Source organism: Porcipelethomonas ammoniilytica (assembly GCF_025567485.1).
Classification (GTDB): domain Bacteria; phylum Bacillota; class Clostridia; order Oscillospirales; family Ruminococcaceae; genus Porcipelethomonas; species Porcipelethomonas ammoniilytica.
In genome coordinates this window covers 1-17,233 of the sequence record NZ_JAOQKH010000014.1, presented here as the reverse complement: position 1 = coordinate 17,233, position 17,233 = coordinate 1, and the positions used below count along the sequence as shown (strand labels likewise).

Below are 17,233 nucleotides of genomic sequence, written 5' to 3'. Positions count from 1 at the left end.
GCTTGTCGGGAAGTTGCAGAGAGTGAAAAATTGAAATTTGAAGGGATAAGAATATGTCTAATTCATATCAGATAATAGATGAAAAAACATGGGAAAGGGCAATGCACTGCATGGTTTTTAGAAACAGTATTGAACCTGCTTTTTGTATAACATTTGAAGCAGATATTACAGATTTTAAGCGTATGGTCAAGGAACAGGGAATATCGTTTACATTGGCTATGGTATATGCGGTATGCAAATGTGCAAACAAAATAGAAGCCTTTCGTTATCGTTTTGTAGACGGACAAGTAGTTCTTTATGATAGGATAGATACTGCCTTTACTTATTTGAATAAGGAAACTAATTTATTCAAAGTAGTAAATGTTCCAATGATAGATGATTTAAAGGAATACTGTGAATTGGCATTAAAAACAGCAGATGAACAGAAAGCATACTTTACAGGACCATTAGGAAATGATGTTTTCCAATGTTCACCTATGCCTTGGGTTACATACACTCATATATCACATACAAACTCCGGAAAGAAGGATAATGCAACACCTCTTTTTGATTGGGGAAAATACTATGAAAAAGATGGAAAAGTTTTGATTCCAATTTCTGTGCAGGCACATCATTCCTTTGTGGATGGATTGCATATAGGACAGTTTGTAGAAGAATTGCAAAAATTTCTGAGCGAGTGTTAATTTCTGGGTTATGAATGCAATAATAAAAAGATTAATGTAAATTTTCTAAGATTCGAGTATGTATTAAGCGAGTTTTAGTGGTCGGAAAAAATTGTGGCCATTAGTTGTGTAAAGAAAAAAACAGAGCTTTTCCCATTAGAAAAATAAAGAGAGAATCATATGTCTGAGAGGAGAATAACGTGGATTTACAAGACATAAAAACGCCTGGATTATCATGCGATTTGCACGATAATCCAGATATAAAAGAAAGAGAATTGGCATTAAGTCACAAAATTTTGATGAGTGTGGAGAAACCGGCAAGATATATAGGCGGTGAATCGGGAAGCGTTATAAAGGATAAAGAAAAAGTCAGCGTACGCTTTGCCTTTTGCTTTCCTGATTCCTATGACATAGGCATGTCGCATCTTGGAATGAAAATACTTTATTCCCTTACCAATCAGAGAGAGGATTACTGGTGCGAAAGAGTATTTGCTCCCGGAATTGATTTTGAAGAAATTATGCGCAGAGAAAACATTCCTCTTTATGCACTGGAAAGTCTTGATCCGGTAAAGGATTTTGATTTTATAGGATTTACTATGCAGTACGAGCTTTCATACACAAATGTTCTAAATATGCTGGATTTGGCAGGACTTCCTGTTTTTGCAAAGGACAGAAGCGACGAGCTTTTTAATATTGTTGTTGCCGGAGGGCCTTGCGTATGCAATCCCGAGCCGCTGGCAGATTTTTTTGATCTGTTTATTCTCGGCGAGGGAGAAGAAGTAAACCTTGAACTTATGGACTTGTATAAGGAAATGAAAAGTCAGGGAGCTGCCAAAAAGGAATTTTTAAGAAAAGCCGCAGATATTCATGGGATTTACGTTCCGTCGCTTTACGATGTTAGTTATAACGAGAACGGTACGGTCTGTCAGATTGCTCCGCTGGAAGGTGTTTCACCAACAGTTAAAAAGCGTATTATTGACGATTTTGACAAGGTTTTCTATCCGGACGAATTTGTAGTGCCGTTTACTGATATAGTTCATAACCGTGCGTCTGTGGAGGTACTGAGAGGCTGTATAAGAGGGTGCAGATTCTGTCAGGCAGGATTTTTATATCGTCCGTTCAGAGAAAAATCAGCGGAAACAGTGTGCGGACAGGCAAAAGCATTATGTGAAAATACCGGGTATGAGGAGTTGTCACTGGCATCGCTTAGTACTTCCGATCACTCTGAAATTGCAGATATAATAGGCGGACTGATACCGTATACGGAAAAGGAGCATGTAAATTTATCTTTACCGTCTTTGAGAGTGGATAACTTTTCAAAAGAGCTTATGGACGAAATTAAAAAGGTACGCAAAAGCGGACTTACCTTTGCTCCCGAAGCAGGCACTCAGCGTTTAAGAGATGTTATAAATAAAAATGTCACAGAAGACGAGGTTATGAGAACCTGCCGTACTGCCTTTGAGGGCGGATATACAAACGTAAAGCTTTACTTTATGATGGGTCTTCCTACAGAAACAGATGAGGATATTAAAGGTATTATTGAACTTGCACAGCGTGTGGTAGATCTTTTTTATTCAATTCCCAACAGACCAAAAGGAAAGGGCGTTCAGGTATCTATCAGTACTGCAACGTTTGTGCCTAAGCCCTTTACTCCGTTTGAGTTTGAACCTCAGGCAACAAGAGAAGAAATAATGCATAAACAGCAGGTTCTTATGGACAGTATTTCATCGAAAAAAATCAAGGCAAGCTGGCATGATCCGTCTACAAGTATTCTAGAGGCTGTATTGGCAAGAGGCGACAGACGTCTTGGACAGGTTATTTATAAAGCATGGCAGAAAGGCAGCAAGTTTGACAGCTGGGGAGAGCATTTTAATTTTGATAACTGGAGCGAAGCTTTTGACGAATGCGGATTGACAATGGAATTTTATGCAAGCCGCAAAAGGGAATATGACGAGGTAATGCCTTGGGATCATCTTGATTACTATATTTCGAAGGAATTTCTGATCAGGGAAAATAAAAAGGCGAGAGCTGCTCAGACTACTGAGCATTGCAGAAATAAATGTTCAGCATGCGGAGTAAGCCGTAAAATCGGGAGGGCTTGTTTTGAATAAAGTAAGAGCAGTATTTGAAAAAAGAGGAAGAGCCAAATATATTTCCCATCTTGACTTAAATCGCTGTATGCAGAGAACTTTCAAACGCTCCGGACTTCCGGTGTGGTATACCGAGGGTTTTAATCCTCATATTTATATAATGTTTGCACTTCCTCTTTCCTTAGGGTATGAAAGCTCTATTGAAATAATGGATTTTAATCTTACGGAGGAAGTACCTTTTGAAGAAGTAAAGGAAAAGCTTAACAAGGTTATGCCCGAAGGCATAAAAATTGTAAAAATTTATACTCCTGAAACAAAGCATACCGCTATAAAATATGCCGATTTCAAAATTACATTCAAGGGTATCGGAAGTGAGTTGCAGTCTGAATTCAGACGCTTTATGGAACAGGAGCAGATAAATACTGTCAAGAAAACCAAGCGAAAAGGTGAAAAGCTAATAGATTTAAAACCGGATATAAAAATTATATCCGAAGAATTTCAGGACGGTAGATTCGTACTTGTCCTGAGACTTCCGGCAGGAACGGAAAAAAATATTAATCCGTCTCTGGTTACCGATTTGTTTGTACCGTTTTGCTGTACGGACGTGGAAATTGAATCAGTTGAGAGAATAGCGGTAATTTCTGAAAAAAATGAAGATTTTTTGTAAAAGGTATTGCAATTTTTTTTATTTTATGGTATGATATTAAAGCATTTAAATCCGCAGGCAATATGCTGTGCGAGAGTTTATGCCATTAAATGACATTAAACAGGGCAGTCCGCTGCCGCAGAGATTGGTACAGTCTCATAGAGTGCGGTAAGAATGCCGGAAATCAGGAGGAAAAAACAATGAACGCACTTGAAATGATCAGTAATTCAAGCATGAAAACTGAAGCGCCTAAGTTTGAAATCGGCGATACTGTTAGGGTACATGTAAAGATCAAGGAAGGCGATAAAAGCCGTATTCAGGTTTTTGAGGGTACTGTTATCGCAAAGAAGCACGGCGGTATAAGCGAAACATTTACTGTAAGACGTGTTGCTCACGGTTGCGGAATCGAAAGAGTATTTCCGCTGCATTCACCTGTTGTTGACAAGGTTGAAGTTGTAAGACACGGTAAGGTTCGCAGAGCTAAGCTTTATTATCTTCGTGACAGAGTTGGCAAGGCGGCTAAGGTCAAAGAACTTATTAAGTAAGATAAGGCGGTCTCCGGCAGATAATCCTGCCGGAAGGCATTGTGCCTTCTTGAGGGACGTTAAAGTCCCTTTTTTGCTATTAGGCAATATTGAGTGCGAGTGCATTTAATAAATTTTATTACCATTAATTTATGAAATCGAGGACAAGATAATGGAAGAGCAGCAGATTATTGAAAATACAGAGGGAAACGCAGAGGAAAAAAAAGGAAGTACATTCAGTGATTTTATGGAGATCTGTGAGTCGGTTATTACTTCTGTTTTTGTAGTGCTTTTATTATTTACCTTTGTTGCAAGACCTGTAACAGTTGACGGAAGATCAATGGTTCCTACTCTTAATGATAAGGATAAGCTTATTATGAGTACTTTTCTGTATACTCCTAAAGCCGGAGATATTGTTATTATAGAAAATGAACATTCCTATGTTTATGAAGCGGGAACGACAAATATTGTTGAAGGCGGGAGTTTAGACAAGCGTCTTATTAAAAGAGTTATAGCCGTGGGCGGACAGACCATTGATATTAATTTTGAAAGCGGAGAGGTTAGCGTTGACGGAGAAGTGCTCAGGGAAAATTATATAAGCGAACCTACAAGACTTGATCCGGGAGCGTTTACATATCCTTTAACAGTTCCGGAAGGTTATATTTTTGTTATGGGTGACAATAGAAACAATTCTACTGACAGTCGTGACGCTCATGTTGGATTTGTCAAGGAAGAAGATGTTCTTGGAAAGGCTTTACTGCGGTTCTATCCTTTTGAAAATTTTTCTGTACTTGACTGACGGCAATTAAGGAGTACAAGATTTGGAAAATAATAAAATGACGAAGGAGAAACGTGAGGCGCTTATTGACAGTATACTTGCGGAGGCTAGGAGCGGTGCTTATAAGCCTAAAGCTCGGGCTTTTGTACGGACTGTAAACAGACAGGAAGATGCTGAAAAAAACGATGTAAAGTCCTCTTCGGATAACCTTGAATGTATGCCGGAGCAGAAAGTATCAGCACCGGCAATAACTGCAGTTATTCCAGATGATGATAAAATCATTGAATCAAGCCGTATAACTGCGGAAAAAATTGAAAAAATCCGTCGGCAAAAGCTTGAAAAGCAAAAAGCTGAAAAGCTGCGAGCTGAAGAAGCTGCGATAAATATTTCCCAACCGGATTTTTCTGAAACTGAAGAAATAACTCCGGCAGTGAAAAAACGTAAAAAATCCGGATCATCTGTTCTGTATGATATACTCGATGTGGCAGAATGGGTCATTACAGTTTCGTTTATAATTATTCTTTTGTTCACTTATATTATGGGAATAGCGTCGGTTTCCGGAGGCTCAATGGAACCTACTCTGAAGAACGGTGATACTCTTCTAGTAATGAGTGCAGGTTATAGTGCTGATACGGGAGACATTGTTGTTATAGATGATAAAAAAGCCAATCTTATCGGCGAAGATGATCGTGTTATTGAAAAGGACGGACTGGGCTGTAAAATAGTAAAAAGGATAATTGCCAAAGGCGGAGATACCATAGATATTGATTTTGAAAAGGGTATCGTTTATGTTAACGGAAAAGTCCTGGAAGAAAATTATATAAGCGAACCTACAACAAGAGATGAATTTGCCTTTGAATATCCGCTTACTGTTCCGGATGGATATGTGTTTGTTATGGGAGATAACAGAAATATTTCCAAAGACAGCCGCCATTCAGATGTGGGACTTGTATCTGAGGAAGATATTATCGGAAAAGTTATTTTGCGAATGTATCCGTTTTCAGACTTTGGTACTGTAAAATAAAGGGAAAGGGGAACTGATTTATGGCAGAAATGGGGAATATTCAGTGGTTTCCCGGACATATGACAAAAACAAGACGAATGATCCAGTCAAATCTTTCTCTTGTTGACGGCATTGTGGAAATTCTTGACGCCAGAGTACCTGAATCAAGCAGGAATCCGGAGATGGACAGACTTGTTAAGGACAAGCCGAGAATGTTTATTTTAAATAAAGCTGATATGGCGGACGACAACGCTACGGCAAAATGGATAAATCATTATAAATCAAAAGGTTTTACGGTTATAAAGTGTAATTGTAAAAACGGAGACGGAATAAAGGGTTTTCTTCCGGCAGTCAGGAATCAGCTTTTAAAAGAACTGATGGATAAACGCCGTGCAAAGGGTATTGAAGGCGCTCCTCTGAGACTTATGATTGTAGGCATACCTAATGTGGGAAAATCCTCTTTTATAAACAGAATGGCGAAGGCAAAAAAGGCTAAGGTTGAGGACCGTCCCGGAGTTACCCGTACGAAACAATGGGTAAAGCTTGGGGATAATGTTGAAATGCTTGATATGCCCGGCGTTTTATGGCCTAAATTTGAAGATCAGGAAGTAGCAAGAAAACTTGCTTTTACAGGCGCTGTAAAGGACGATATTCTTGATATTGAAGCCCTTGCTTCTCTTCTTCTTGAAAATCTTTCGTCACTATATCCGCAGGCTCTTGAAGAGCGATATAAAATTGATACTCAGGGTACAGGCTTTGAACTGCTGGAAAATGTGGGAAGAAAAAGGGGTATGCTGGTTTCCGGCGGAGAAGTTAATACTGAAAGAGCAGCAATTACTGTTTTGGACGAATTCAGAAGCGGCAAGCTAGGCAGACTTACTCTCGAACTTCCGGCGGAGGTGCAATAAAATGGACGCTTTGTGGGAATATGATGAGGCGGTCAGAAACAGCATCGGAGTTTTCTGCGGAGTTGATGAAGCAGGCAGAGGTCCTCTTGCCGGTGATGTTTATGCGGCGGCGGTAATTTTAAATCCTGACAATTATATCGAAGGACTCAATGATAGTAAAAAGCTATCTGAAAAAAAGCGTGAAAAGCTTTATGATGAGATTATTGAAAAGGCAGAAGATTACTGTATTGCAAGAGCGACTATTGCAGAAATAGAGGAAATAAATATTCTGAATGCCGCAATGCTCGCAATGAAGAGGGCGGTTTTAGGTCTGGAAACAAAACCGGCGCTTGTATTGGCAGACGGTAATAAAACTCCCGATGTACCATGTGAGGCAAGAGCTGTGGTAAAAGGCGATGGTAATTCGGCGTCCATAGCGGCGGCTTCAATACTTGCTAAGGTTACAAGGGACAGGTATATGCTTGAAATGGCGAAAAAGTATCCGGAATACGGATTTGAAAAGCATAAGGGATACGGTACAAAACTTCACAGAGAAAAAATACTTGAGCTTGGTCCTTGTCCTATACACAGGCCTTCGTTTTTGAAAAAGATTTATGCAAAAAAATAACTATGGACGTGATGTCGAGCTTCAGATATGCAGATATATTGAAAATGAGGGAATGAAAATTCTTGCTCGAAATTATACCGTTAAAGGCGGAGAAACTGATATAATTGCCATTGATGGGGAATACATATGCTTTATTGAAATAAAATTCAGGAAATTGGAAGCAGTTGAAATTAGCAGAAGCGTTGGCATAAAAAAACAAAGACGGATAATAAAATCCGCAGAAAAATATTTAAGGGAAACAGACTGCGAACTTCAGCCTAGGTTTGATGTGGTTTTTGTTACAGCTGAGGACGAAGGGGTCAGTCTTGAATATATGAAAAACGCCTATGACGGTTCCGGCGTTTGATACTAAAAAGGGTGGTATTTATGTATTATAAGAGTACACGAAACAGTGATATTAAAGTTGAAAGTGCAGTTGCTATCACACAGGGCATTTCAGAGGACGGCGGACTTTTTGTTCCGGAATCTATTCCTGAACTGACTATGGACGAGATCAAGTATCTGTCAGGTCTTAATTATTCATGCGGAGCAGCTTATATTTTTAAGAAGTACCTTACAGATTTTACAGATGCAGAAATTCAGTACTGTACGGATAACGCTTACAGTACAAAGAATTTTGAAACTGAAAATATTGCTGAAATAGCAGAACTTTTTGACGGAACATATATGCTTGAACTGTGGCATGGTCCTACATGTGCGTTTAAAGATATGGCTCTTCAGATTCTGCCTTATTTCCTTACAACTTCAGCAAAGAAAATTAATCTGGACAAGAAAATTATTATTCTTGTTGCAACTTCAGGTGATACCGGTAAGGCGGCTCTTGAAGGCTTTAAGGACGTTGAAGGAACTCAGATTCTCGTTTTCTACCCTGAGGACGGCGTAAGTCCTATGCAGAAAAGACAAATGACAACACAGTCAGGTTCAAACGTAGGCGTATGCGCAGTAAAGGGTAATTTTGACGATTGTCAGAACGGTGTAAAGGCGATCTTCACAGACAAGGAAATCAAGGAAAAGATGAATGCCGCAGGACTTATGTTCTCAAGCGCAAATTCCATTAACTGGGGACGTCTTGTTCCGCAGATCGTTTACTATATTTCTTCTTATGCGTCCCTTGCTGAAAGCGGAGAAATTGCACTGGGTGATAAAATTAACGTTGTTGTTCCTACAGGTAACTTCGGAAATATTCTGGCGGCTTACTATGCTAAGAAGATGGGACTTCCAATAAACAAGCTTATTTGTGCTTCAAACGTTAACAAGGTTCTTACAGACTTTATTGAAACAGGTGTTTATGACAGAAACAGAGATTTCTATGCAACATGCTCGCCGTCAATGGATATTCTTATTTCAAGCAATCTTGAAAGACTGCTTTATATGATTACAGATCAGAATGACGCTCAGATCAGAGAATGGTTTGGCAGTCTGGCAGAAACAGGAAGATATGAAGTGACTGACGATGTTAAGAAAGTACTTAAAGAAGAATTCTTCGGCGGTTACTGTGATGACGAACAGACAAAGGCCACTATCAGCGAGATCTACAAAAAGTATTCATATACATGCGATACTCATACAGCAGTTGCTGTAAAGGTTTATGAGGACTATAAAAAGGCTACGGGAGATGAAACAAAAACTCTAATTGCCTCAACAGCTAGTCCATATAAGTTCAGTGCAAGCGTTCTTGAAGCAATTGAAGGCAAAAAGTCAGATCTTGACGAGTATGATATGGTCGCAAGGCTTGCAGAGCTTTCTGATATTACTGTTCCGTCTGCTCTTGCTGATTTAAAAAATAAGGAAAGAAGATTTACGGGTTCTATTGAAAAGTCTGATATGAACAACTACGTTCTTAAGGATTTCGGTCTGGCGTAATGGCGTTATTTGTAATCGGCGATCTTCACCTTGCTCTGAGCGTATCCAATAAGAAAATGGATATATTCGGAGGCTGGGAAAATTACATGGAGCTTCTTGAAAAAAACTGGAATGAGCATATTACTTCTGAAGATACCGTTGTGCTCGCTGGCGATAGTTCATGGGCTATGAATATCCGTGACGCCTATGAGGATTTTTGCTGGATCGAAAAAATGCCAGGAAAGAAAATCCTTTTAAAAGGAAATCATGATTACTGGTGGTGTTCACGCAAAAAAATGGAAGATACTTTTTCCTCATGGGGATTTTCCTCTCTGAGTATTCTTCATAATAATCACTTTGTTTATGAAAATTATGGAATTTGCGGTACTAGAGGATGGGTTAATATGCCGGGAGAACCACAGGATGCAAAAGTATTGGCTAGAGAGGCAGGCAGGCTTACGGCTTCTATTCAGTCAGCTTTGAAAGAAGAGCTTGAACCGCTTGTGTTTCTTCATTATCCACCGGTTTACGGAAATAACTGTAATCCCGATATACTTGATGTGCTGTATAAATACGGAGTAAAATATTGCTGGTATGGACATCTTCACGGACCGTCAATAAAGTATGCAATTAACGGCGAACGGGACGGTATAAAATTTAATTTAATTTCTAGTGATTTTTTACAATTTGAGCCTGTGAAAATATTATAATTTGTAAAAAATGTAGAAGTCGAATTTTTATGTAGAAAAAAAAAGTTGAATATGATATAATGAAAAAGGTATGCACCTATAAATAAATTGGAGGATTTAAAAATGAGTTTAAAATCATCAACTAAGGTTGACGTAAATACACATGAATTGGTATTCGCAGTAGACGCTGAAGCCTTTTCAGCAGCTGTTGAAAAAGCTTATCAGAGACAAAAGAAGAGTATAACTGTTCCCGGCTTCAGAAAGGGTAAGGCAAGCAAGAAGCTTGTTGAAAAGTATTACGGTGAAGGCGTATTCTATGAGGAAGCTATCAACGGTCTTATCAACTCAGAAATGCCTGACGCAATTAAAGAATCAGAACTTGTTCTTGTTGATACTCCGAGAATTGAAGTTGTTTCTGCCGACAAGGAAAACGGTGTGGAATTTAAAGCAATTTGCATTACAAAGCCTGAAATTACCGTTGCTGATTATAAGGGTATAAAGGCACCAAAAAATGTCAAGGATATAACTGATGCGGATATTGACGCTCAAATCGAACAGATCAAGCAGAGAAATGCAAGAATTGTTTCTGTCGATGACAGACCGGCGATGCTTCAGGACGAGGTTATTATAGATTTTGAAGGTTTTATGGACGGTACTCCGTTTGAAGGCGGTAAGGCTGACGAATTTCCTCTTAAATTGGGAAGCGGTCAATTTATTCCGGGATTTGAAGAACAGATCGTAGGTCATTCAATCGGTGATGAATTTGAGATAAACGTAACATTCCCTGAAAATTATCAGATGGAAGAATATGCAGGAAAGCCGGCTGTATTCAAGGTTAAGATCCATGCAATCAATGCATCTGAATATCCTGAATTTGACGACGAGCTTATTAAGGATACTACTGAATTTGATACAGTTGATGAGTGGAAAGACGACTTAAGAGAAAAGCTTGAAAAACAGGCTGAAACAAGAGCAGAATCTGAATTTGAAAATTACATTATGCAGACTCTTATAGATACTGCTGATGGAGTTATTCCTAAATGCATGTTTGATCATAGAGTAGATTCCTTAATCAGAAATTTTGAACATGGACTCAAGCAGCAGGGAATGAGTGTTGATATTTATCTTCAGTATACAGGTATGGATATGGATTCATTCAGAGAAACATTCCAGGAAAGAGCCGAAAATGAAGTTAAGTTGAGACTTGCGCTTGAAAAAATTGCCGATATGGAAAACATTCAGCCGGCAGAAGAAGAAATTGACAGTCAGCTTCAGGAAGTGGCAGACGCTAATAACTTGTCTCTTGAGGACGTTAAGCTCAGAATTCCTATGGATGATTTTATAACAGATTTGAGAGTTACAAAGGCTATTGAATTTGTAAAAGAAAATGCTGTAGTTGATAATACGATCAGTACTGAAAAAGAAAAGTCAGAAGACGAAGCTGCTGAATAAGTTCGTTTATAATCGTGCTGCCCTTATCGGGCAGCCGACTTTGTAATACAGATAATAGAGATATAGAAGGCATAAGCCTTAAGAAAAGGAGAGAAAATATGAGTTTAGTACCTTATGTTGTGGAACAAACAAGCCGCGGAGAACGTTCTTATGATATTTTTTCCAGACTGCTTAATGACAGAATTATAATGCTTTCTGAAGAAGTGAACGATACTACGGCAAGCATTGTAGTTGCACAATTGCTCCATCTGGAAGGACAGGATCCGGAAAAGGATATTTCTTTGTACATTAACAGTCCCGGCGGTTCGGTTACTGCAGGTATGGCAATTTACGATACGATGCAGTATATAAAATGCGACGTATCAACTATCTGCATTGGTTTGGCTGCATCTATGGGCGCATTTCTGCTGTCTGCCGGCACTAAGGGAAAAAGACTTGCACTGCCGAACAGTGAAATTATGATTCATCAGCCTCTTATATCAGGAGGTCTTCAGGGTCAGGCAACCGATATCAAAATAAGAACCGATAATTTATTGAAAACTAAGGAAAATCTAAACAGAATTCTTAGTGAAAATACTGGAAAGTCCTATGAAGAAATTTGCCGTGATACTGATCGTGATAATTTTATGACTGCTGCTGAAGCACAGGAATACGGTCTGATTGATAAGGTAATCAAGCATAGATAATCGGGGAGGAAGTTATGCCGGAAAAACCAATAAAATTCTGTAATTTCTGCGGAAAAAGCGAAGATAAGGTTCAGAGTATTTTTACTGCCGGAGCATCAAATATCTGCGATGAATGTGTAATTTATTGCTATGAACTGTTAATGGGTCCGCTTGCTAAAACTAAAACTAGCAGAAAGAATGAAAATAAGAATAAATCAGGAGATGAAACGACAATAAATCTCCTGACTCCGGCTGAAATTAAGTCTGTTCTGGACGAATATGTTGTGGGTCAGGATAAAGCTAAAATTACGCTGGCAGTTTCTGTATATAATCACTATAAACGAATTATCAGTCAGAATAATGATGACGATGATGTGGATATTCAGAAAAGTAATGTACTGCTTCTTGGTCCTACCGGCGTTGGAAAAACATTTTTGGCGTCTACTCTTGCAAAGATTCTTGACGTACCGTTTGCTATTGCCGATGCTACTACTATTACAGAAGCAGGGTATGTCGGCGACGATGTTGAGAATGTTTTGTTAAGACTTATTCAGGCTGCTGATTTTAACATTGAAGCGGCTGAAAGAGGTATCATTTATATTGATGAAATTGATAAGATTGCCAGAAAATCAGAAAATACATCTCTTACCAGGGATGTAAGCGGCGAGGGTGTTCAGCAGGCGCTTTTAAAAATTATTGAAGGTACTGTTTCAAATGTTCCTCCTCAGGGTGGTCGCAAGCATCCGAATCAGGAATTTATTCAGATAAATACTAAAAATATTTTATTTATATGCGGAGGCGCTTTTGACGGTCTGGAAAAATCAATTCTGAAAAGGATAAATTCGTCTGCAATGGGCTTTGGCGCTGAAATAAATTCTAAAGAGAAAATGAAAAAAAATATTTTTCATAAAGTTATTTCTCAGGACTTGGTTAAATTTGGTATTGTGCCGGAACTTGTAGGAAGACTGCCTATAATTACTGTACTTGACGAACTTGATGAACAAGCTCTGATTAAAATTTTAACGGAACCAAAAAATGCATTGCTTAAGCAGTATAAAAAATTGTTTGATTATGATAATATAGATTTAATTGTTGAAGACGATGCATTAATGGAGATAGCTAAAAAAGCCATTGCTCAGAAAACTGGTGCGAGAGGGCTTAGATCTATTATTGAAGACGTCTTGATGCAACCTATGTTTGAAGTGCCTTCAAATCCTGATGTAACAGGCATTAAAATTACTGCTAAATCAATAAATGGTGAAGAAAAGCCGCTCTATATTACAAAAAAATAAAGGCAAAATTTGTTTTATAAAAATCCGTACTAAAAAAAGTACGGATTTTTGAAAAAAAAGCTTGACAAAGCTTTTTTAATATGGTATAATAATTAAGTACTTGAAACTTATATATCGCGGTGTGGAGCAGCTAGGTAGCTCGTCGGGCTCATAACCCGAAGGTCGTTGGTTCAAATCCAGCCGCCGCAACCATATCTGCACCTAACGAATGATACAATCGTTGGGTGCATTTTTATTGTAAAAAAGCCGAGAAATAAGCACATTTCCGGCAATTATCAAACGATAACAGCCACAGTGAGAAGAAAATCACGGTGGCTGTTTGTCATTTTCGGGGGAAAATAAAACGATAGCAAGTTATCGTTTTATTTTAGGAGTTAACGTTTTCTTTTTGATGCTATCGTTTTCTGATTGGAAAAACGACTTGCATGGACAGTGCAATCAATTCAAAGCCAACTCCCCAGCCAATTCCTCATCCATCATACGTAGTACGCAAATGTCGTCCGAAGCAGCAAATAACTCAGAATAGCCATATCACACAGTTTTCTCATCAATGATAGCAAAACTGTGATTGATATGATTTTTTAATGTACACTGAAATCCATGAAATGAAAATAACTGCACCAATTTTTCATGATAGGAGGTGCTTGATTTTTTGATGATTACCTTTATTGACACGTTGTTTGCATAAAGCGTTTCAGCGATTTTCGAAATCTGATTCACATATCCAGTAGAATAGTATCCACCGCAAATGACGAGTGAGCGTTTCGCTGATGCTATATCCAAAAGCAAATCTTTTATATATTTTTCATTGGAATAAATACTCTGAAAATCGATTTCTTTCTGTTGCTGATCAGCAAGTGTATAACCGAGTTGTGCATATCCTCTTAATCGTTTCTTATACATATTTTCTAACATGGGAACGTGCAGATCTGCATAGTCGTAAATGACAGCACTGGTTTTTCCATCATGTTCCCTGTGCAGTCGTCCAGCATATTGTGCCAGCGTACCAGACCATGAAATCGGCATTGTCAGAAATAGTGTGTCTAATCGTGGAAAATCAAAGCCTTCACCGATATATTTGCCTGTTGCAAGGAGAATGACGCTTTCATTTTCCGGGAGAGTTTGTATTATTGCAAGCCGTTCACGTTTTTCTTTTGCAGTTCCTTTTCCATTCAGAATGATAACATGGTCAGCAGAATTTTGCAAAAGTTCATATAGCTTGGTAATATGGAAGGTGCGTTCTGAAATGACAATGGGTGTTCTGCCGTCCGAAACAGCCTTTTTTACGTCCTCAGAAATCATCTGATTTCGAGTATTGATTTCACAAATTGCCTGGTAATGCTGTGTAATTGTCATTTTTTCATCTGTGACAGCTCGATATTTTGTAAATCTGGGTATAAGAATGTGAGAAAAATTATGTTTTTGTGCGTATTCTTTTGCATCTGCCTGATAGCGGATTGGATCGCACTGCATAAAAATAATGGGTTGATGTCCGTCTGATCGTTTCGGTGTTGCTGTCAATCCGTATACATATTTTGCATGTGTTTCCCGTAGGATTGCTTCAAAGCTGAATGCTGAAATATGATGACACTCATCTACCAGAACCATTCCGTATTGATTGACTATGGGCTTGACCTCGCCATCATGATATAGTGATTGCATTACTGCAATATCAATGATCTGATTCAGTGTATTTTTACTGCTTCCAAGCTGTCCAATGAGTGAACGTTTTCTTTTTCGTCCACGTTTGACCGGTTCTTCCGGTAATACTTCGTGAATATCCAGAAATTCGGTCAAAGATTTTTTCCACTGCTCCAAGAGTGTCTGGGTATGTACCAAAATCAAGGTATTGACTTTGCGATTTGCAATAATTCCGGCGGCGGTTACTGTTTTTCCAAATGCCGTGGTTGCTGCAAGAACGCCAGTATTATACATTGCCAGAGCCTGTACTGCATCTTGTTGCTCTGGACGCAGCGTTCCGCAAAATGAAACGTTGATTGTTCTGCCGGAAACAGTTTCATCAGTAAAATGAACCTTTGAATCATTTTCCATCATCAGTTGCATCAACGCTTCTTTGCAGCCTCTTGGCAGCATGATATAGTTTTCATCTTCGCTGGCAAGAGAAATCACACGAGGTTTTCCATAAGTGGACATATGCATTGCCTGTGCTTTATAGAAATCGGGATTTTTGAAAGCAGCCAGCCTTTTGAGTCGATTGAGACCATTTTGCGTAATACCGACTTTGGTAATGTAAAGCAGATTTGAGATAACTACGTGAATTTCTTCTGAATACGCACATAGTTGGTTGCTTTCTGAGATGGGCAGCATCCATGGTTTGTCAGATGTTTCTTCCCGAAACAATTCGCCCAAATCTGTATCTTTCCTGTGTGTTTGAATAAATTGTTCCGTTTCTGAAATTTGCATTTTCGGAATAGTGGAAAGATAAGCCCACTGGTCAGCATAGGGAATTAATTTTTCATTGACAAAAACACTGTTTCATTGAACAAGTGCCTGTTTTTGTAGTGGAAGTGCGATCAGATTGCCAAAGCCGCCGGAAGGCATTGTATCCTGATTTGGAAACATTCTGTCATAGGAATCAAAATGAATTTCATGACGCTGCTGCATAGCCAAAGTCAGCAGACAAGAGCCAAGTTGCCGTGCTGTTTTTGCTGAAATTGGTGTATCAAAAAATATCCACAAATGAGCACCGTTTCCGGAACGGGAGCGTTCCACAGATGCTGGAATATGATGTTCCTGACAAACTTGTCTGACTGCTGAAACATCCTCCATCCAGTTTTCTTCGTCAAAATCAATCGCAAGAAAATAGGTCGTTTCATCTGGGAGCATAGGGTAAATTCCAACAACATCCCGACACAGCAAATCCTTTCCTGCAAGATGAAGATAAATTGTCTTGTCCGTAACTGGCTCATAACTGCGATAATTGCAGTCAGCGCACTTTACCTGAGGCAGATGACAAATACCAGGTATCCACTTATTTCGGCATACAGGGGAATAACCACTTTTTCCAGTCTTTTGATTATGCCATCGCAATGCATAAACATCTTCTCTTCCACGGAAGAGGGAACGAAACAGATCAATTTTTTCACTTGGTGTACTTTTCATGGTGACAGAAGCAGCAGAAAATAAAATCTCTTCTCTGGATGGATTCAAGAATTCAGCGGTTTTCTTGATTTCAGACAGAACTCTTTCATCTTTCTCGGCAGGAACGTGATCTGTATTATGGCTGCAAACCAAAGGGGAGATCTGCTGTACATTCATATAATGCATGAGACATACTGCCGTTTCATAGGCTTTTTGCGGATTTCCGGAACCGCCGCCTGCAAGTAAAACTACTCCCTTTTTTTGTTTTAACTCTGGTGATTCATGCAAAAACTGTTTGGCAGAAAAATATAGCTGCAGCCGACTGCCAATGTCCAACAGCTTTCCCGTCAGTTCCGAGAAGTAGATAGGCGATGCGATTACAACATTGTCACATGTTTCAAAATACTGATACACTTCCTGCATCTCATTTTTTATGATACATCCGAATTGTTCTTGACATTTCCGGCAGTCGATACAGGGAGAAATATTTGCAGTATAGGCGTTAACAATTTTAATGTCTCCATGCAGCTGTTTCTTTAATTCTTGAATCAGAAAAGTTGTATCGCCGTTTTTTCGTGGAGATCCATTGAGTATGAGTGTTTTGATAGTGACCACACTCCTTTTTGTTTCATTATATCAGAGTAAATAATATTTATTGGTTTTCTTTTTTTGAGCTATATTTTGTATTTTTTCTCCTAACACCATTTCCATCACGAATAACATTGCTTCTTCTCAATTTTTCATCCTGAACTGCATCGAAATCCTCTCTTGAAATAATTGCAGGATGACTTTTAGTGGATAAATATTTGTTCTTTTCGCCGGAATTGGTAATTCGTTTTCGATTGGGAAAACCAGTGGTGTATGTTTTGAAAACGATAACGTCCTGGTGCTATACTAAAAAAGTGGACAGCAAAAAGCGAAAGATGGTATAATAATAAAAAAAGGAGAGAAACACATGGAAAACACCAAGTAT

17 protein-coding genes and 1 tRNA gene are annotated in these 17,233 nt (G+C 38.8%); 15 read left to right on the top strand and 3 right to left on the bottom strand.

The features are described 5' to 3' along the window. The first annotated feature begins 53 nt into the window (after nucleotides 1–53). The 15 genes from OCV67_RS10095 to OCV67_RS10025 all read left to right on the top strand — a co-directional run bounded on the left by OCV67_RS10095 (nucleotide 54) and on the right by OCV67_RS10025 (nucleotide 13,350). The gene (locus OCV67_RS10095) at nucleotides 54–683 is read left to right on the top strand and encodes a CatA-like O-acetyltransferase (protein WP_147643857.1); all 630 of its coding nucleotides are present in this window, start codon (nucleotides 54–56) and stop codon (nucleotides 681–683) included. Between the two features lie 278 nt (nucleotides 684–961). Then, the gene (locus OCV67_RS10090; RefSeq protein ID WP_147643893.1) at nucleotides 962–2,773 is read left to right on the top strand and encodes a TIGR03960 family B12-binding radical SAM protein; all 1,812 of its coding nucleotides are present in this window, start codon (nucleotides 962–964) and stop codon (nucleotides 2,771–2,773) included. After that, nucleotides 2,766–3,419 carry a TIGR03936 family radical SAM-associated protein gene (locus OCV67_RS10085; RefSeq protein WP_147643856.1) on the top strand — a complete coding sequence of 218 codons (654 nt, stop codon included), beginning with the start codon at nucleotides 2,766–2,768 and terminating at the stop codon, nucleotides 3,417–3,419. Before OCV67_RS10090 ends, OCV67_RS10085 begins: the two co-directional genes overlap by 8 nt. A gap of 179 nt (nucleotides 3,420–3,598) precedes the next feature. Further along, nucleotides 3,599–3,943, top strand: coding sequence for a 50S ribosomal protein L19 (gene rplS / locus OCV67_RS10080; RefSeq protein WP_147643892.1), 345 nt, complete (start codon nucleotides 3,599–3,601; stop codon nucleotides 3,941–3,943). 151 nt (nucleotides 3,944–4,094) lie between these two features. Continuing rightward, complete coding sequence (lepB, locus tag OCV67_RS10075) at nucleotides 4,095–4,721, top strand: signal peptidase I (RefSeq protein ID WP_262644521.1); 627 nt, start codon at nucleotides 4,095–4,097, stop codon at nucleotides 4,719–4,721. Nucleotides 4,722–4,743: 22 nt separating this feature from the next. Beyond that, complete coding sequence (gene lepB, locus OCV67_RS10070; RefSeq protein ID WP_262644520.1) at nucleotides 4,744–5,724, top strand: signal peptidase I; 981 nt, start codon at nucleotides 4,744–4,746, stop codon at nucleotides 5,722–5,724. Nucleotides 5,725–5,744: 20 nt separating this feature from the next. Then, the gene (gene ylqF, locus OCV67_RS10065; protein ID WP_147643855.1) at nucleotides 5,745–6,611 is read left to right on the top strand and encodes a ribosome biogenesis GTPase YlqF; all 867 of its coding nucleotides are present in this window, start codon (nucleotides 5,745–5,747) and stop codon (nucleotides 6,609–6,611) included. Between the two features lies 1 nt (nucleotide 6,612). After that, the gene (rnhB, locus tag OCV67_RS10060) at nucleotides 6,613–7,218 is read left to right on the top strand and encodes a ribonuclease HII (protein ID WP_147643854.1); all 606 of its coding nucleotides are present in this window, start codon (nucleotides 6,613–6,615) and stop codon (nucleotides 7,216–7,218) included. Continuing rightward, nucleotides 7,205–7,564, top strand: a complete 360-nt coding sequence (locus OCV67_RS10055; RefSeq protein ID WP_147643853.1) for a YraN family protein — start codon at nucleotides 7,205–7,207, stop codon at nucleotides 7,562–7,564. The genes rnhB and OCV67_RS10055 overlap by 14 nt, the downstream gene beginning before the upstream one ends. A gap of 20 nt (nucleotides 7,565–7,584) precedes the next feature. Then, nucleotides 7,585–9,081, top strand: coding sequence for a threonine synthase (gene thrC, locus OCV67_RS10050; RefSeq protein WP_178085090.1), 1,497 nt, complete (start codon nucleotides 7,585–7,587; stop codon nucleotides 9,079–9,081). Next, on the top strand, nucleotides 9,081–9,770 hold the full coding sequence (locus OCV67_RS10045) for a metallophosphoesterase (protein ID WP_147643852.1): 690 nt from the start codon (nucleotides 9,081–9,083) through the stop codon (nucleotides 9,768–9,770). The genes thrC and OCV67_RS10045 overlap by 1 nt, the downstream gene beginning before the upstream one ends. A 102-nt stretch (nucleotides 9,771–9,872) precedes the next feature. Further along, entirely contained in the window at nucleotides 9,873–11,201 is a 1,329-nt protein-coding gene (gene tig, locus OCV67_RS10040; protein ID WP_147643851.1) for a trigger factor, read from the top strand. Between the two features lie 71 nt (nucleotides 11,202–11,272). After that, nucleotides 11,273–11,887, top strand: coding sequence for an ATP-dependent Clp endopeptidase proteolytic subunit ClpP (gene clpP / locus OCV67_RS10035; protein ID WP_262644529.1), 615 nt, complete (start codon nucleotides 11,273–11,275; stop codon nucleotides 11,885–11,887). Between the two features lie 14 nt (nucleotides 11,888–11,901). Further along, on the top strand, nucleotides 11,902–13,158 hold the full coding sequence (gene clpX / locus OCV67_RS10030; protein WP_147643849.1) for an ATP-dependent Clp protease ATP-binding subunit ClpX: 1,257 nt from the start codon (nucleotides 11,902–11,904) through the stop codon (nucleotides 13,156–13,158). 115 nt (nucleotides 13,159–13,273) lie between these two features. Beyond that, nucleotides 13,274–13,350 (top strand) — tRNA-Met (locus OCV67_RS10025). 339 nt (nucleotides 13,351–13,689) lie between these two features. Here OCV67_RS10025 and OCV67_RS10020 read toward each other — a convergent pair. From OCV67_RS10020 to OCV67_RS10010, 3 genes are all read right to left on the bottom strand, one after another. Beyond that, nucleotides 13,690–15,528, bottom strand: a complete 1,839-nt coding sequence (locus OCV67_RS10020; protein WP_178085089.1) for a DEAD/DEAH box helicase family protein — start codon at nucleotides 15,526–15,528, stop codon at nucleotides 13,690–13,692. 126 nt (nucleotides 15,529–15,654) lie between these two features. Then, the gene (locus OCV67_RS10015) at nucleotides 15,655–16,875 is read right to left on the bottom strand and encodes a TOTE conflict system archaeo-eukaryotic primase domain-containing protein (protein WP_147643847.1); all 1,221 of its coding nucleotides are present in this window, start codon (nucleotides 16,873–16,875) and stop codon (nucleotides 15,655–15,657) included. A gap of 37 nt (nucleotides 16,876–16,912) precedes the next feature. Then, entirely contained in the window at nucleotides 16,913–17,137 is a 225-nt protein-coding gene (locus OCV67_RS10010) for a recombinase family protein (protein WP_147643888.1), read from the bottom strand. Nucleotides 17,138–17,233 lie beyond the last annotated feature (96 nt).

What these genes read in the sequence shown, in the direction of transcription:
- OCV67_RS10095 (WP_147643857.1), top strand. Translation starts at nt 54, where the DNA reads ATGTCTAATTCATATCAGATAATAGATGAAAAAACATGGGAAAGGGCA.
- OCV67_RS10090 (WP_147643893.1), top strand. Translation starts at nt 962, where the DNA reads ATGAGTGTGGAGAAACCGGCAAGATATATAGGCGGTGAATCGGGAAGC.
- rplS (WP_147643892.1), top strand. Translation starts at nt 3,599, where the DNA reads ATGAACGCACTTGAAATGATCAGTAATTCAAGCATGAAAACTGAAGCG.
- lepB (WP_262644521.1), top strand. Translation starts at nt 4,095, where the DNA reads ATGGAAGAGCAGCAGATTATTGAAAATACAGAGGGAAACGCAGAGGAA.
- ylqF (WP_147643855.1), top strand. Translation starts at nt 5,745, where the DNA reads ATGGCAGAAATGGGGAATATTCAGTGGTTTCCCGGACATATGACAAAA.
- rnhB (WP_147643854.1), top strand. Translation starts at nt 6,613, where the DNA reads ATGGACGCTTTGTGGGAATATGATGAGGCGGTCAGAAACAGCATCGGA.
- OCV67_RS10055 (WP_147643853.1), top strand. Translation starts at nt 7,205, where the DNA reads ATGCAAAAAAATAACTATGGACGTGATGTCGAGCTTCAGATATGCAGA.
- thrC (WP_178085090.1), top strand. Translation starts at nt 7,585, where the DNA reads ATGTATTATAAGAGTACACGAAACAGTGATATTAAAGTTGAAAGTGCA.
- OCV67_RS10045 (WP_147643852.1), top strand. Translation starts at nt 9,081, where the DNA reads ATGGCGTTATTTGTAATCGGCGATCTTCACCTTGCTCTGAGCGTATCC.
- tig (WP_147643851.1), top strand. Translation starts at nt 9,873, where the DNA reads ATGAGTTTAAAATCATCAACTAAGGTTGACGTAAATACACATGAATTG.
- clpX (WP_147643849.1), top strand. Translation starts at nt 11,902, where the DNA reads ATGCCGGAAAAACCAATAAAATTCTGTAATTTCTGCGGAAAAAGCGAA.